10 protein-coding genes are annotated in these 16,037 nt (G+C 75.1%); 3 read left to right on the top strand and 7 right to left on the bottom strand.

The window, feature by feature from the left end:
* Positions 1–301 precede the first annotated feature (301 nt).
* Genes ettA through NUT86_RS14880 form a run of 3 tightly spaced genes read left to right on the top strand, consistent with a single transcriptional unit; the run spans position 302 to position 3,131 of the window.
* Entirely contained in the window at positions 302–1,966 is a 1,665-nt protein-coding gene (gene ettA / locus NUT86_RS14890; protein WP_127150879.1) for an energy-dependent translational throttle protein EttA, read from the top strand.
* A 5-nt stretch (positions 1,967–1,971) separates the two neighbouring features.
* On the top strand, positions 1,972–2,406 hold the full coding sequence (locus tag NUT86_RS14885) for an acyl-CoA thioesterase (protein ID WP_093643990.1): 435 nt from the start codon (positions 1,972–1,974) through the stop codon (positions 2,404–2,406).
* The gene (locus tag NUT86_RS14880) at positions 2,403–3,131 is read left to right on the top strand and encodes a hypothetical protein (RefSeq protein WP_274735667.1); all 729 of its coding nucleotides are present in this window, start codon (positions 2,403–2,405) and stop codon (positions 3,129–3,131) included. Before NUT86_RS14885 ends, NUT86_RS14880 begins: the two co-directional genes overlap by 4 nt.
* 151 nt (positions 3,132–3,282) lie before the next feature.
* Here NUT86_RS14880 and NUT86_RS14875 read toward each other — a convergent pair whose 3' ends face one another.
* The 7 genes from NUT86_RS14875 to NUT86_RS14845 all read right to left on the bottom strand — a co-directional run bounded on the left by NUT86_RS14875 (position 3,283) and on the right by NUT86_RS14845 (position 16,036).
* Entirely contained in the window at positions 3,283–4,506 is a 1,224-nt protein-coding gene (locus tag NUT86_RS14875) for an ABC transporter ATP-binding protein (protein WP_274735665.1), read from the bottom strand.
* On the bottom strand, positions 4,503–7,223 hold the full coding sequence (locus NUT86_RS14870; protein WP_274735663.1) for an FtsX-like permease family protein: 2,721 nt from the start codon (positions 7,221–7,223) through the stop codon (positions 4,503–4,505). The genes NUT86_RS14875 and NUT86_RS14870 overlap by 4 nt, the downstream gene beginning before the upstream one ends.
* 45 nt (positions 7,224–7,268) lie before the next feature.
* Positions 7,269–10,679, bottom strand: a complete 3,411-nt coding sequence (locus NUT86_RS14865) for an FtsX-like permease family protein (RefSeq protein ID WP_274735660.1) — start codon at positions 10,677–10,679, stop codon at positions 7,269–7,271.
* Positions 10,680–10,811: 132 nt separating this feature from the next.
* The gene (locus tag NUT86_RS14860) at positions 10,812–11,216 is read right to left on the bottom strand and encodes a globin (protein WP_274735658.1); all 405 of its coding nucleotides are present in this window, start codon (positions 11,214–11,216) and stop codon (positions 10,812–10,814) included.
* A gap of 116 nt (positions 11,217–11,332) precedes the next feature.
* Positions 11,333–12,985 (bottom strand): FHA domain-containing protein, encoded by a 1,653-nt coding sequence (locus tag NUT86_RS14855; protein WP_274735656.1) that lies wholly within the window; start codon positions 12,983–12,985, stop codon positions 11,333–11,335.
* A gap of 60 nt (positions 12,986–13,045) precedes the next feature.
* Positions 13,046–14,395, bottom strand: a complete 1,350-nt coding sequence (locus tag NUT86_RS14850; protein ID WP_274735654.1) for a vWA domain-containing protein — start codon at positions 14,393–14,395, stop codon at positions 13,046–13,048.
* A 141-nt stretch (positions 14,396–14,536) separates the two neighbouring features.
* Positions 14,537–16,036 carry a PP2C family serine/threonine-protein phosphatase gene (locus NUT86_RS14845; RefSeq protein WP_274735653.1) on the bottom strand — a complete coding sequence of 500 codons (1,500 nt, stop codon included), beginning with the start codon at positions 16,034–16,036 and terminating at the stop codon, positions 14,537–14,539.
* Position 16,037 lies beyond the last annotated feature (1 nt).

Genomic DNA, 16,037 nt, shown 5'->3' with positions numbered 1-16,037 from the left:
GGACAGCGCGGATGGCAGATATGCAGATAGCAGATGGCAGATATGCGGCGGCCGGCGTCTGATGGCGAACGTACGGCAAAGGCCCGAGCCCGAGTGATCAACGCTGACAGACGGCAATCAAGCGGACACCGAGTCGTGGCAGGTCGGTGCTGAGCAGGGGTGTGCTGACCTACTCGTTTCCGCCTGAGCGCAGGCGTACGGCAAGATGGGGTGTATCTGCCCTCCCACGGTCGCCAGGCACGATGGCCCCGGGGCGGTGCCGCACAGACCCTGATCGATCCAATCTGCCGGACGGTTTCTCTTGGCTGAGTACATCTACACGATGCGCAAGGCGCGCAAGGCGCACGGCGACAAGGTCATCCTCGATGACGTGACGCTGAGCTTCCTGCCGGGCGCAAAGATCGGTGTCGTGGGTCCCAACGGCGCCGGTAAGTCCACGGTGCTCAAGATCATGGCCGGGCTCGAGCAGCCGTCGAACGGTGACGCGTTCATCTCCCCGGGCTACACCGTCGGCATGCTCCTGCAGGAGCCGCCGCTGGACGAGTCGAAGACCGTGCTGCAGAACGTGCAGGACGGCGCTGCCGAGATCATGGGCAAGCTCCACCGCTTCAACGAGGTCGCCGAGCTGATGGCGACCGACTACTCCGACGAGCTCATGGAGGAGATGGGCAAGCTCCAGGAGGACCTCGACCACGCCAACGCGTGGGACCTGGACACTCAGCTGGAGCAGGCCATGGACGCCCTCGGCTGCCCGCCCGGCGACTGGCCCGTCACCAACCTCTCCGGTGGTGAGCGCCGCCGTGTCGCGCTGTGCAAGCTGCTGCTGGAGGCCCCCGACCTGCTGCTCCTCGACGAGCCCACCAACCACCTGGACGCCGAGTCCGTGCAGTGGCTGGAGCAGCACCTGGCGAAGTACCCCGGCACCGTCGTCGCCGTCACCCACGACCGGTACTTCCTCGACCACGTCGCCCAGTGGATCTGCGAGGTCGACCGCGGCCGCCTGCACGGCTACGAGGGCAACTACTCCAAGTACCTGGAGACCAAGCAGACCCGTCTCAAGGTCGAGGGCCAGAAGGACGCCAAGCGTGCGAAGCGTCTGAAGGAAGAGCTGGAGTGGGTCCGCTCCAACGCCAAGGGGCGGCAGGCCAAGTCCAAGTCGCGACTGGCCCGTTACGAGGAAATGGCCGCCGAGGCCGACAAGATGCGGAAGCTGGACTTCGAGGAGATCCAGATCCCGCCGGGCCCGCGTCTGGGCAATGTCGTCGTCGAGGTCGACAAGCTCAACAAGGCCTTCGGCGAGAAGGTCCTGATCGAGGACCTGAGCTTCACCCTGCCGCGCAACGGCATCGTCGGCATCATCGGCCCGAACGGCGCCGGCAAGACCACGCTGTTCAAGATGCTGCAGGGCCTGGAGACCCCGGACTCCGGCGACATCAAGGTCGGCGAGACCGTCAAGATCTCCTACGTCGACCAGAGCCGCGAGAACATCGACCCCAAGAAGACCCTGTGGGCCGTGGTCTCCGACGAGCTGGACTACATCAACGTCGGCCAGGTCGAGATGCCCTCGCGGGCGTATGTCTCCGCGTTCGGCTTCAAGGGCCCGGACCAGCAGAAGCCGGCCGGTGTGCTCTCCGGTGGTGAGCGCAACCGCCTCAACCTGGCGCTCACCCTCAAGCAGGGCGGCAACCTGCTGCTCCTCGACGAGCCGACCAACGACCTCGACGTCGAGACCCTGTCGTCGCTGGAGAACGCGCTCCTGGAATTCCCGGGCTGCGCCGTGGTCGTCTCCCACGACCGCTGGTTCCTCGACCGCGTCGCCACGCACATCCTGGCGTACGAGGGCGACTCCCGGTGGTTCTGGTTCGAGGGCAACTTCGAGTCCTACGAGAAGAACAAGATCGAGCGCCTCGGTGCGGACGCGGCCCGCCCGCACCGCGCCACGTACAAGAAGCTCACCCGGGGCTGACCGGCGTGCGACACCTCTACTCCTGCCCCCTGCGCTGGTCGGACATGGACGCGTTCGGCCATGTCAACAACGCGGTGTTCGTCCGCTACCTCGAAGAGGCGCGGATCGACTTCATGCACCGGCTGGCGCCGGGGGGCGGCAGCCCGTCGTTCACGGGCGGCTCGGTCGTCGCCCGGCACGAGATCGACTATGTGCGGCCGCTGGTCCACCGGCACGCCCCGGTGACCGTCGAGTTGTGGGTGACGAAGATCAGCGCCGCGTCGATGACGGTCGGCTACGAGGTCAAGGACGAGGACACCCTCTACCTGCGGGCCTCGACCGTCGTCGTCCCGTTCGACTTCACCGAGGAGCGTCCCCGCCGCCTCACCGCGGAGGAGAAGGCGATCCTCAAGGAGTATCTGGACGACGCCGCGCACCAGGAGGGATCCGCCGCGGTATGACGGCGCTGCACCTGGCCGATGCGGGGGAGGCGGCGGATCTCGCCGCCTTCCTCGCCCGCCTGATCCACTACGACCGCGCCGCCGCGGTACGGCTCCAGGCCGGCGGCGGGGTGCTCGCCGTCTTCGGCCGCCCGCCGTCCTTCGAGGTACTGGCGATCCGCACCGCCCGGCTCGCCGACGACACCGGCCTGGACCGGACGGTCTCCGCCGGTGAACTCCTCGAAGGCGTGGACGGGGCGGCTGACGTGCTGACCGTGCCCGCCGCCGTCACCGGTCCGCCGTGGACCGGGATGCTGCCGCCGCGCGGCGGCTGGCAGCGGGTGCCGGGGCTGCCCACGCCCGAGGCCCTGGTGCGGGCGGTGGCCGCCGCGGTCACCGAATTCCGCGCCCGTGACGAGGCGTTGCCGCCGCAGCACCGCACCCGCACCGAACGGGACCGCATCGGCCGGGAGATCTGGTCGCGCACCCTCGGCGACACCCATCTCCCGCTGCGCGCCGCCCATGCCGCGCAGTCGCTGGGCTTTCTGCGGCCGGCGCGGACCGGCGCGCTCGCGGGCGGCACCTCTCCCGGCGCCCGGCCCGCGCAGTCCGGCCCTCAGCCGCTGAGTCTGCTGTCCGCGGGCGGCTGGCTGCGGCTGAGCACCCCGTACGGGTCGATCGCCGTACGGACCGGCGGCCCGAGCGGGCTGACCGGGCTGTCGGGCCTCACGGTGACACCGGTCTGACGGGAACGGCCGGCGGGGAGGCAGGCAGTTGCCCGGTGAGGCGGTTGCCGAGGAGTCAGCTGCCCGGTGAGGCGGTTGCCGGTGAGTCAGTTGCCGGTGAGGGCCGCTCGGCGCGCCGATCACCCCGGCGACGGCCCCGCATCGAGGCCGGTCAGCCACCCCCGTCCGAGCTCCCGCGCTCGTCCGCGCCTCCGCGCTCAGCCGCGCCCCTGCGCTCGTCCGTGCCTCCGCGCTCGTCCGTGCCTCCGCGCTCGTCCACGCCCCCGCGCTCACCCGCGCCCCCGCCCTCGTCCGCCCCCTCGCTGACGCCCTCGGCCCCGCCCCCGCCCTCGGCCCCGCCCCCGCCCCGCGCCGCCCCGTCCGCCGTGTGGTCCGGCCACACCCCGATGTGGTCGCTCTCCAGCTCCAGCAGGACGCGGTGTGCCATGCCCAGGCTGCTGGTGTAGTCGGCCGGCAGTTGGAGGCGGCCCGCCCGGTCGAGCATCGCGTACTCGCGTGCCACCAGGGACTCCTGGCCGGTTGCGGCGTCCCGTTCGGTACGCCGCAGCACCTCCGAGGACGTACGGCCGTCGCGGATCGCGACCGTGCGCCGTACCTCGCTCGCCACCGCCTGGTCATGGGTGACGATCACGATGGTGGTGCCGAGCTCCTCGTTGGCGGTGCGGAAGGCCGTGAAGACCTGCTCGGCGGTGTGCGAGTCGAGCTCGCCGGTCGGCTCGTCGGCCAGCAGGACGGACGGGGTGTTGGCCAGCGCCACCGCGATGGCGGTGCGCTGCTGTTCGCCGCCGGAGAGCTGGTGCGGACGCCGGTCCCCGCAGTGGTCGAGCGAGAGCATCGACAGCAGCTCCTCGGCCGCTTTCGCACGGGCCGCCCGCCGCCGGCCGCCCCGCAGCTGCATCGGCAGCATCACGTTCTGCTGGGCCGTCAGATAGGGCAGCAGATTGCGGGCGGTCTGCTGCCAGACGAAGCCGACCACCTCGCGGCGGTAGCCGAGCCGCGCCTTGGCGTCCATCGTCAGCAGATCGCGGCCGGCGACCGTGGCGGCACCCGCGGTCGGCACGTCCAGACCGGCCAGGATGTTCATCAGGGTTGACTTGCCGCTGCCGGACGCCCCGACCAGCGCCATCAACTCGCCCTCCGCGACCAGCAGATCGAGCCCTTGGAGGGCCTGCACCTCCACCCCGTCGGTGGAGAAGACCCGCACCAGGCGGTCGCAGGCGATCAGTGCGTCATGCCCGTAGGCGGGCTGCCCGCGCCGGGAGGCCGCGCGCCGCTCCAGCTCGGCCAGGCTGGTGGCGGCGGGCCGGGGCGCGGAGGCCGGGGCCGCCCCGGGGACGGGTGTGTCCGGTGGTGTGCCGTCGGGCCGTGTGGTCATCGGGTGTCCCCCGCTCTCAACTCGGTGCTCTCGCGTCGCCGTCCGCTCAGCCAGGCCTGGGCCAGGGCGACCGCCAGGGCCAGGGCGACCACGCCCGCCGACGGCAGCAGCAGGGACGCGGGATCGGTGTGCAGTCGTACGACGCTGCCCGGTGCGCCGCCGCCCGAGGTGCCGGGGAGGGCGAGCGTGGTGAGGTCCGTACCGGGGCCCAGCAGCCGGATCGTGGCGGTGCCGGCCAGGGCGCCGCCGAGCGCCGCGAGGACTGCCTGCGGCAGTGCCTCCAGAACCAGCAGCCGCCGCCCCTGGGCCCGGGGCAGCCCCATCGTGCGCAGCCTGGCCAGGAGTTGGGTGCGCTCCGGGGCGGACTGGAGGAGGGACAGGAACAGGGCGAGCAGGGCGAAGCCGGCGCCGGCCGCGACCGCGGCGGTGTAGAGGCGTACCGCGCCCTGCTGGAGGGGCGAGTCGGCGAACTCGGCGCGTACGGCGGAGCGCAGCGCCAGCCGGACGGACAGCGACGCCGGGGCGTGGGCGCGCACGGCGGAGCGCAGCGCCCCGGTGTCCAGGGAGCGGCCGGACAGCAGGAGGGTGGAGGGCCCGGTGGCGGGGTCGCGGTAGGTGTCCGGGTGGCGGCGGGCGACGCTCCCGGCGTCGATGACGACGAAGTCGCCGCCGGGCTGCGCGGGGGTGTCGGCGCGTACGGTCTTCGGGCGGATGACGAGCTGGCCGAACTCCGGCTGCAGGGCCATCGGCGCGTGCCCGAAGCGGGTGAGGAAACGGGGGGACACCAGCGCGGGCAGCGGCCGGTCGCCGCCGGGGTCGGCCAGGTCCCGCGCGGCGAACGCGCCCAGGCCGGTGGCCCGCGCGAGCCGGGAGTACGCCTCGGCGTCGGCGATGACCAGGTAGAGGGGCGGCCCGTTGTCGTCGGCGGCCTGGACGTCGATGCGCAGCGGTACCGCGTCCACGACGCCCGGCACCTTGCCGACCGCCCGCCGCAGCTCCTCGGGGAGCGGTTTGCCGGCCGAGATCCGGGCCTCGGCGCCGACCGCGGTCAGCGCCGCACGGTCCCGTGCCGCGGCGACCCCGGCCAGCACCGAGCCGCCGAAGGACGCCGTGGTCAGCGCCACCACCAGGGCCAGCAGCGGCAGTCCGGCGGTGCCCGGGGCGCGGCCCGCGCGGGCCAGCGACAGAAAACCGGTCAGCCCGGCGGTGCGGGCGGCGGGGCGGGCCGCCAGCCGCAGCGGGAGCGGATAGAGGCGCATCAGGACCAGCGCGGCGATCACGCCGATCAGCACCGGGGCGGCGCTGACCAGGGCGTCCACCCCGCCCGTCGCCGTGCTGCGGCCCCGCAGGGCGAGCACCGCCCCCACCGCCAGTATCAGCACGGTCAGTTCGGCGACCATACGGCGCCGGGAGGGACGGGCGCCCGCCGCGTCGGCGCGCTCCACGGGACGCGGACGACGGTGCGCGACGACCGCCCGCAACGGCAGCGCGAGCGTCCCCAGCAGCCCGGCCCCGGCCGCCGTCAGGAGTGAGGGCAGCACCCCCTCCCCGGGCACCAGCAGCAGCGCCAGACCGGCCCCGGCCGCCGCCGCGGGCAGTGCCACCGCCCCGGTCTCCGCCGCCATCCGCCCGGCCAGCCCGGCCAGTGACGCACCACGGGCCCGCAGCAGGGCGAGTTCGGCATGCCGGCGCGCCGCGGTGAGCCCGGCGGTCATCAGCAGCACCACCCCCGCGACGGTGCCGATGCCGTACGCGGCCACCGCGATGACCGGCGCGACCGCCGTCCGCGTCCGCACGAAAGCGTCCAGCAGTCCGTCCACCGCGCTGTCGGCCAGCGCACCGCCGCCCGCCACCGCACGCAACCGGGCGAGCGCGGCGCCGTGTTCGAGGGAGACCAGCCGGTCCCGCAGCAGCGGGGCGTCCCGGGCGGTCAGCGCGCGGGTGTCGAGCGGGTAGCGCCAGAACTTCTCCGGCTCGCCCCCGGTGGACAGCAGCGCCGGGCCGTCCTGCGGCGACAGCAGCAGCCCGGCACGCCAGAACTGGTGCGGCGGAAGGCCCGGCGTGGTGTCCTGGCGCGCGGCCGCCATCAGGGGGTCCACGGACCAGTACGCGCTGTCCGGGGCGCGTGGGGTGAGCAGCCCGGAGATCCGTACGGTCAGGCCCTCCAGGTGGAGTTCGCTGCCGACGTGCAGGGCGAGGGCGCGTGCGGTGGCGACGGTGACCGCCGCTTCCAGGGTGTGCTTCCCGGGGGGCGCGCCGTGCGGCAGCCGGCCCTCGGCGAGGGTGGCATGGGCGGCGAGCCCGGCGGCCGCGTACAGCGAGAGGCCGGGAGCGACGCCGTCGGGCCGGGGCAGCCAGGCGTCCTGTGCGGACAACGGCTTGGTGGTGCGTACGCCGTGCTGCGACTCGCCCCCGGCGATCCGCAGCGGGGCGCGGAACTGGCCCCGGATCGCCCGGTCCTGGCGGGTCAGCTCTCCCGCGGCACAGGCGGCCGCGGGGTCGCCGCCGGTCATGTCCGTACGCGAGACGGTGATCTCCACCGTCCGCTGGCCGGCCGGCACCGAGCCGAGCGCATGGCGCACTCCCCGCGTCTCGTACGCCTCCACCCCTCGCGGGAACGCCGCCGCGAGAAACGCGGTGACCAGCACCAGCGCGCCCAGGGCCAGTGCCGCCGCGCGCGCCGGACGCGGCCGGCTCCGCCCGTTCCGTGCCGTCACCGGCGCTCACCCCGCCGGACCGTCCCCACGGCATGCCTTGTCATCTCACTGCACTCCTTGGCTGCGCAGGGCCCGCACCGGATCGCCGCGGCGCAGCCCGATGGCCGCGACGACCAGCAGCGGCACCGCCGCGACCGCCGCGAGCAGCGCGGCCACCGGCCCCGGCGGCAGCTCCACCAGCACCGGCGGCACCGGGCGGCCCGCCTGCTCGGTCAGCACGATCAGCGGGACGACCGCCCGGGTCAGCACCGTCCCCAGCGCCGCACCGACACCCAGCGCCAGCGCGATCAGGACGCCCTGCTCGGCGACGATCATCCGGGCCAGCTGCGGGCGCGGCGCCCCCAGGGCCCGCAACACGGCGAATTCCCGGGCCCGTTCGCGGACCGAACCGGCGGCACTGACGGCGAAGCCGACCGCCGCCAGGGCCACCGCGACCGCGGCCGCCGCGGTCAGCGCGGTCTGCGGGCCGAGCCCCAGCGGATCGTCGTGCAGCTGCCCGGCGATCTCGTCCCGGACCAGCACCTGGCCCGGGTCGGTGTCGGGGCGGTCCCGCAGCGCCTCGACGACCTCGGCCGACGCGCCCGGCCGAGGGTGCAGCCACCACTCGGTGGCGGTCAACGGCAGCGCGCCGCGGTCGGACAGCGCCTCGTTGACGGCACCGAGGTCGACCAGCAGTCCGCCCGTGTCCGGCGCGTCCGCCGGACCCGGCAGCGCCCGCACCGCCCGGATGATCCGGGCCTTCAGCGGACTGCCGTTGACCGGCACCTCGACGAGGGAGCCGGTCCGCGATCCGCTGTCGCGCAGATACGCCTCGGTGGCGACGGCGGCGAGCGGCGGACGCGCGGGGTGCGCGGCGGTGATCCGCACCGTGGTCACCGCGGCCCCCCAGTCGTCCAGCCTGGCGCCGGTGTCGTACGTCTGGGACAGCAGCCCGCCGTCGGGGACCTGGGACCGGCCCGCCCTGGGCCCGGACGGCTCGCCCACGGAGCTGCTCTCGTCGGTGATCCGCGCCTTCCAGGCGAGGGCGGCGGGCGCGGCGAGGGACCGGGCCGGGCCGTGGCCGGTGGCGGCCTCCACGGCGGTGACGGTGAGCCGCTGACGGTGCGAGACCGGCGACTGGTCCGTGTCGACGAGCAGACCGGTCAGCCGCAGTGGACCCGCCGGGCGGCCCGCCGGGGCGCCGGCCGCGGCGCCGAGGTCCGCGCTCAGGGTGTGCGGTGCGCCGTCGGCCGCGAGCGGGCCGAGCGGCACGGTGTACGGGATGCCGTGGCGGTCGGTGACGAGGACGGAGAGGCTCGCCGGCACCGGCCCGGTGTCGCGCCCGGCGGCCTGCTGCCCGGGGGACTGCTGCCCGGGGCCGGGCGGCAGCGCCCGCAGCGAGCGCAGCGCGGCGGTCAGCCGTAACCTGTCGCTGCCCGGCGGAAGTTGCACCCCCGCCGGGGCACCGTGGTCCGGCGCCACCGCGCGCAGCACACCGTCCGCCGCCCGGCCCCTCGGGCCGTCCGCGCCGCCGCCCACGAGATCGCCGCGCAGCAGCAGGGCCCCCGCCGACCGCCGGGCGTCCAGCGCGAGCAGCGAGGAGGACCGGCCGTCCGACAGCTCCAGACCGGACTGCCCGACGGGCAGCGCCGCGGCCACCCCCGGCACCGCCGCATACGCACCGCCCTGGCCCAACGGCGGTGTCCGGCCCGCGAGTACGCGCACCGCAGCGCCCGCGCGGAAGTCGGCCTGGTCGTCCTGCGAACGGTCCCAGGACGCGCCCTGGCCGATCGCCAGCATCCCCAGGGCGGTGGCCAGCACCAGCAGCAGCACGGGACCGGCGCCGCGCAGGGGGCGGCGGCTGATCTGCCAGCCGGCCAGCGCCGCCGCCAGCCCCCGGCCGCCGGCCGCGCCCCGCTCGGCGATCCGGGCGGCGAGCGGCAGCAGCCGCAGCGTCAGCACCGTACCGGCGAGCAGCGCCAGCGCCGGGGCGGCCACCAGCACCGGATCGATGCCCAGTTGGCCGGCAAAGTCCCCGGTCAGCACCCCGCTGCCGGTGCCCTCGCCGCCCGCCGTCTGCCGCTGGAGCTGCCAGTAGGCGACCCCGGCGATCACCAGCAGCCCGAGGTCGGCCCCGGTCCTTCCCCAGGTCTTCAGCCCCGTTCGAGGAGAAGAGAGCCCCGTGCCACCGGGCAGCGTCCGCGCCCGCCGTCGCCGCGGGCCGTCCGCTCCGGTCCGCAGCAGTGCGGGCGCGGCCACCGCGAGGGCGCAGCCCAGCGCCACGCCGAGGCCGGTCAGCCAGACCGGCGCGGTCAGCCCGGTGTCCAGCGGCAGCCCGATACGGGCCAGGGCGCCCTGGCCGGCCAGCAGTTGCCTCAGCGGTCCGGCCAGCAGCGGCGCGCCGACCGCGGCCGGGGCCGCCAGCAGCAGCGACTCGGCCAGAGCCAGCCCCGCGATCCGCCGCCGGGACGCGCCGCGGGCCCGCAGCAGCGCCGTCTCGCCGGTCCGCTCGGCGCTCAGCATCCGGGCGACCAGCAGCAGCGCATAGCCCGCCAGCAGGATCAGCTGCAGCGCGACGATCAGGATCGTCGAACGGTTCACCAGCAACGCCCGCTGCAACTGTCCCAGCGCGGCGGGCAGATCGGTGGTGACGGTGGCCCGGCCCGCGAACGCCGGGTCGGCCATCAGCGCCTTGGGCGCCGGACCGGCAGCGGCGGCCAGCTCGGCCAGCCGGTCCGCGGTCAGGGAGCGGAAGTCGGCGGTGGCGAGCCAGCCCACCGAGTCCTGGGCCGGCGACCCGCCGCGGAACGCCGCCGGATCGGTGAGCAGCGGCCCGTACGTGGTGAAGCCGGCGGTGCGCACCCCGCGCCCGCCGAGGTCGTCGAGCTTCCAATACGGGTCGGCGCGGTCCTTGGGCCGGTAGACGCCGGTGACCTCGACCGCCAGACGGGCGGGGCCGGACAGCCGGTTGTCGAGGGTGAACCGGCGGCCGGGCGCGACCCCCAGCCGGGCCGCCGCGGCCTCCGGCAGCGCGACCGGCAGCCGTCCGTGCGCGGCCGGGCCGGGCCAGTGGCCGGCGGTGAGGGTCAGACGGGAGCGGTCCAGGGCCGCGAGGTGGGTGAGATCCGGCTCACCCTTGCGGGTGTCCGGCGCCCGCAGCGTGCGGGGCAGCGCATACGGCCCGGAGCGGACCAGTGTGTGCACCGTGAACGGCAGCCCGTCGAAGGCCCGCCGGGCGCCCCGGGCGACCGCCCGGTCGGCCGCGTCCCGTGCCCCGGGCGGGAGTTGGGCCTTCACCTGTAACGCGGCGGCCGCCGCGGCGCGGGTCCGCAGCGCCTGCCGCAGCCCCGCGTCCCCGACCGCGCCGGAGAAGGCCGCGAGCGTCGTCAGTACGGTCGTGGTGAGCAGCACCGAGAGCAGGGCAGCGGCCAGCAGCAGACGGTGCGCGCGCACCCGCAGAAAGACAAAGCCGGACACGGATCCCCCTTACCGCGTTCAGCACCACACAGATGAACGAATGGTGTCAGACGAGCGGCGCGGGCGGAGGGGGCTGTGGATAACCCTGGCCGGATCATGAGGGCGAAGGCGCGGGGCGGTGTGAGGCGTTCCTCAGTCCGCGGCGTTGACCATCGAGGCGGCGGCGTAGGTGAGGTAGTTCCACAGCTGCGTCTCGTGCTTCTCGGACAGGCCGAGGGAGTCCACCGCGTCCCGCATGTGCCGCAGCCAGGCGTCGTGGGCGGCCCGGTCGACGGTGAACGAGGCGTGCCGCATCCGCAGCCGGGGGTGACCGCGGCCGTCGCTGTACGTGCGGGGGCCGCCCCAGTACTGCATGAGGAAGAGCGCAAGCCGCTCCTCGGCCGGACCCAGGTCCTCCTCCGGGTACATCGGCCGCAGCAGCGGGTCCTCGGCGACTCCCTGGTAGAAGCGGTGCACCAGGCGCCGGAAGGTCTCCTCGCCTCCGACCTGTTCGTAGAAGGTCTGCTCCTCGAGCGTGCCGCGTGGAATCTTGTTCACCCGTCCATGGTGGCAGACGTCCCGGCGGAGGACTTCGGTCGTAGGCCGTGGCCGGAAATGACCCCGGGGCGTGATCAGTTGATCACGCCCCGGGGTCGTGCACGACCGGCGGCTGCTCAGCCGCGGCGGACGGTCAGCGTCGTCCAGGCGCCGACATGCACCCGGTCGCCCTCATGGAGCGGCACCGGCACATATGGCTGGATCGGGTCCTCGGCGAGGTTGATCGTCGTGCCGTTGGTGGAGTTCTGGTCCACCACCGCCCAGCTGCCGTCCTGCTGCTGCACCAGCAGCGCGTGCTGGTGCGAGACGCCCGGGTCCTCCGGCGCACTGCCCAGGTCGATGTCCGGGGACTCGCCGGTGCTGTTGCGGCGGCGGCCGACCGCGATCTGGCCGTTCAGCGGGAGCACCTGCTCGGGGGAGTACGAGGGCAGGTTGAGCCCCGCCGCCTCCGGGCCGCTGCGGCCCATCATCGCCATGAAGTACTCACGGTCCGGCGCGACCGCCACCACCCAGCCGGCGCCGACGACCGGCGGCGGGCCCTGCGGCGGTGCCGCGGGACCCTGGCCGGGTCCGCCGTTCCACTGCTGGTCCGGGCCGGGCTGCTGCTGCGGCGGCATCTGCTGCTGCTCGTACGGGCCGGGCTGCTGCTCGTACGGGGGCTGCTGTTGCTGCTCGAACGGAGGCTGCTGCTCGTACGGTCCCGGCTGCTGCGGCGGGAACGGCGCGGGCGGCTGCTGCTGCTCGTACGGGGCCTGCGGACCGGGGCCGGGCGGCGCGGGCGCCATCGGCGGGGGAGCGGCCTGGGCGCTCGGCGGGTTCAGCGTCCAGTCGTCGCCGCCCTGCTGCGGCGGCGGGCCGCCCTGCGGGCCGGGTCCGGGCATGCCGGGGGGCGGGCCGGGCGGGAATCCGCCGGGTCCGGGCTGGTCGGGGAATCCGCCGGGTCCGGGCTGGTCCGGGAATCCGCCAGGTCCGGGCTGGTCGGGGAACCCGCCAGGGCCGGGGCCGCCGGGGGGCATGCCCTGCTGCTGCGGGGGCTGGGGCTGCTGGGGCTGCGGCGGCGGGAAGCCGTAACCGCCCTGGCCACCCTGCTGAGGACCGCCCTGCGGACCGGGTGCGGGCGGCGGGAAGCCGTATCCGCCCTGGCCGCCCTGCGTGCCGGGACCGGGGGCACCGGGCGGCGGGCCCGGCTGCTGGCCGGGCGGCGGGGCGTAGGACGTCGGGGAGTTGGTGAGGAAGTTGTAGCGGCAGCCCTCACAGAACGGTGCCATCGCCTCACGCGGCGTACCGCACTGCGGGCAGGTCTCGGGCTGTCCGGACGGGCCGGGGCCGCCCTGCGGAGGCTGGGGCTGCTGGGGCTGCGGAGGCGGGAAGCCGTATCCACCCTGGCCGCCCTGGGAGTCAGGGCCGGGCTGCGGCGGCGGGAACCCGTATCCGCCCTGGCCGCCCTGGGTACCGGGGCCGGGCGCGCCGGGGCCGGGCTGCTGCGGAGGCGGGAAGCCATAGCCGCCCTGGCCGCCCTGGGAGTCGGGGCCACCGGGGCCACCGAAGCCGGGACCGGGACCACCGGGGGGCGGACCGGGCTGTCCGGGAGGCGGGCCGGGCTGGCCCTGCGGAGGGCCGGGCTGGCCGGTGGGCTGTCCGGGCGGCGGTGTGTTCAGGAATCCTGCAGGCAAGGAGGGCGGCGGGGGGACAGCGCCCGCCATCCGCTGGCCGCACACCTCGCACCAGTCTTCGGCCACCGACTGGTGGCCGCTCGGGCAGGTCGGCATGTCGGTTCTTCCCCCTCCGTACCGATTTCTTTCGGTCGTGCTGCTCGGTACTGATCGTGGCTATTTCTTCACGCGAACGGTTTTCGTCGAGCGCGTTTCGAGAGTCATCTCGTCCGCCTCGGCGACCTTCGCCTTCAGTCGCACAGTACCGGTCGCCGTATCGACGACGTCCACCACCTTCGCAAGGAGTTTCGCAGTCTCCTCGTTCCCCGAGGCTCCGGCCAGTTGTACCGCGCGGCCCAGTTTCTCCGTGGCACCGTCGATATCACCCGACTTGCGGGCATCGAGCCCCTGTTGAATGGCTTGCGCCAGTTCGGCCTGGCCCGTGTAGTGCGCCACCTGGGGGTTGATCGCGGTGGAAGCGGCCACATCGTCCGTCCACAAGGCCCGTACGAGGCCCTGCGACAGGGGCCGCGGCGGGCTCTGCGCGGGATCGCCGTCCGGGGCGGAGAAGATCAACGAGACCCGGCTGGCCAGCATTTCCTGCCCGATCCCGGCGGCCGGGACCCGCAGGCACAGGTGGTAGTCGCGGGACTCGTCGCCCCAGGACCCGGTCGGATAGTCCGCCGACCGCGGACCGGACTCCCGGCGCCGGCCGGTCAAGTCCTCCACGGTGGGCGCCACTTGCTTGACGAAGACGGTCTCGGCGCCCAGCGGCGTCCACAGCCGCAGGCCGACATCGGCGACCTCCTTGCGCATCGCCGTCTCCATCATGCGCGTGAAGTCGGCGGTCAGACCGGCCGGATCGGCGACGATGTCGGCGGTGCCCAGCAGCGCCGAGGCGATGGCGGTGACCTCCTTGATCTCCCAGTCCGTGCCGACACCGCGGGCATCGCAGGTGAACGACCCGGAGCAGGCGTCCAGGGCGTCCCGCAGCTCGCGCGGGGACTCGTGCTCGTTGCGGCCGTCGGTGAGCAGGATGGCGTGCCGGATGCCGGCCCCGGCGGACGACAGCAGCCGGCCGGTCAGCCGCAGCCAGCTTCCGATGGCGGTGCCGCCCCCTGCGGTCAGCGTGCGCAGCGCCTCCTTGGCCTGCGCACGGGTGGCCGCGCCGGCCGCCGCCAGCCGGCCGTCGCCGGGGTAGACCTCGACGGCCCGGTGGGTACCGGCCACCACCGCGAAGCCGACACCGTCGCGCAGGGTGTCGAGGGCGGCGGCCGTCGCCTCCCGGGCGCCGCGCAGCTTCGCCGGCGGATGGTCCATCGACCCGGAGCAGTCCACCATGATCACCACGCCGGCGTCCGGCTCGCCGGTACCCGCCCTCGGCACCGGCCGGCCCCCGGTCGTGCCGCCGCCGGTCGCGGTGACCGTGACGATGGCGTGGACCTCCCGCCCGCCCTCGGGGAGATAGGGGTTCTGGTACACCTCGGCGGAGAAACGCGGCACCCGGGACTTGGCGAAGTTGGCCATCCGTTCCGCTCCTTGAGACGACGTAACCGGTTGGTCGGTACACGTGGTGCGTCGTACATGGCGCATGGCGCGTGAGGGGGCGTACGGGCGGGGGTGCGCCGTGCCGCGCACCCCCGCTCACGCTCTTCGGTGGTGAGCCCGTCAGGCCGGTGGGGTCTGCCCCGCCGGTGCGGGGAACGGCACCAGTGCCACGGTGACGTTGTCGTGCCCGCCGCCGTCGAGGGCGTGGGTGACCAGGGTGCGGGCGCCGTTCAGCGGCCTGGCGGGGGCGTCGTACGGCAGCACCGCGGCCATCTGCTCCGCGCTCTCGGCGTAGTTCCACAGCCCGTCGGTGCACACCACCACGACCCCGGGCCCGTCCGGCTTGAACGTCGCGGTGTGCGGCTCGACCTCGTACGCGTCCGCGCCGAGCCAGCCCGTGATGGCGTGCGCCCGCTCATCGGCGTTCGCCTCGGCCTCGGACATCAGGTTGTTGGCGACCATCTGTGCGGCCCAGGAGTCGTCCTCGGTGAGCCGGGCGGGCGGCGCCGTACGGTCGTTGGGGATCCAGTAGGCGCGGCTGTCGCCGACCCAGCCGACGGTCAGCAGCCCGCCGCCGACCACCGCACCGACGAAGGTGCAGGCCGGGGCGTTCTGCTGACGGTGCTCGTCATGGACCAGGGACGGGTCGGAGGCGAGGGCGTCGACCGCCGAGGAGGCCGCCAGGATGGCGTCGTGCATGGCCTGCGCGGGGTGGGTACCGCGCGGCAGGGACGCCCGCAGCGCCTCCCCGGCGGCCTCGGACGCCGCCGAGGACGCCTCGTCCGGGCGGGTCGCCGAGGAGACACCGTCGCAGACCACGGCGACCACGGCGGGGGTGCCGTCCGGCAGCGCGGCGGCACGCAGCGCGAAGAAGTCCTCGTTGCGGTGGTGCCGGTGGCCCCGGTCGCTGACCGCCGCGATGCCCCCCACCTCGCATTCCATGTGGTCGCGGGGGCGGGGCCGGGCGTGACCGCAGTGCGCGCAGTAGCCCTCGGCGTCCACGGCCCCGGAGCGGCACGCGGCGCAGACGGCGGTGCCCCGGGCGGGCGTGCCGTCGGTGACGGCGGTGCCGGACGGGCCTTCCGCCGCGGCGGGCGCCGCGGGCTCGGCGGCGGGCACGGAGGGTTCCGGGACGGGCTCCGGGGCGGGCGCCACGGGTTCCGCGTCCGGCGCCACGGTCTCCGAGGCGGGCACACCGGAGGGCGCGCCGGTCCCGGCGGCGGCCGCGGCCCCGGCGGCGGCCGCGTCGGCGACCGCCTCGTATCCGGCGACGCGCGGATCGGCGGGCGGCGGGGTGTCGGCCACCGCCTGGCCGGGCACCGGCGGGGCATGGCCCGGCATCGGCGGCGCACCGGCGTCCCCGTACGGGAGCCGGGCCTGCGGGTCCGGGGGCGGCGGCCCGGCCGGAGCCGTCCGGCCGGCCGGTGCGGGCACCGGCGGCGGACCGGGAGGCATCGGCGGCGGGGGCGGCACGGCGGAAGCGCCGGGCGCGGCCGGGGCGCCGTGCGCCGGCGGTGCGGCAGGCGGCAGGAGATCGGCGCCGCACCGCCCGCAGAAATTGTCCTTCGCGTCGAGCGGTTCATCACAGCCCGGACACCGGGACGGCCCAGTCACACCCATG

It is taken from the genome of Streptomyces sp. G7(2002) (assembly GCF_028870195.1).
GTDB lineage: Bacteria > Actinomycetota > Actinomycetes > Streptomycetales > Streptomycetaceae > Streptomyces > Streptomyces nigrescens.
Note: the sequence above shows the minus strand (reverse complement) of the source record. Positions and strands in the feature narration are given on the sequence as shown.

Coding starts and splice junctions, on each gene's coding strand:
- NUT86_RS14880 (WP_274735667.1), top strand. CDS start 2,403: ATGACGGCGCTGCACCTGGCCGATGCGGGGGAGGCGGCGGATCTCGCC.
- NUT86_RS14875 (WP_274735665.1), bottom strand. CDS start 4,506: ATGACCACACGGCCCGACGGCACACCACCGGACACACCCGTCCCCGGG.
- NUT86_RS14855 (WP_274735656.1), bottom strand. CDS start 12,985: ATGCCGACCTGCCCGAGCGGCCACCAGTCGGTGGCCGAAGACTGGTGC.
- NUT86_RS14850 (WP_274735654.1), bottom strand. CDS start 14,395: ATGGCCAACTTCGCCAAGTCCCGGGTGCCGCGTTTCTCCGCCGAGGTG.
- NUT86_RS14845 (WP_274735653.1), bottom strand. CDS start 16,036: ATGGGTGTGACTGGGCCGTCCCGGTGTCCGGGCTGTGATGAACCGCTC.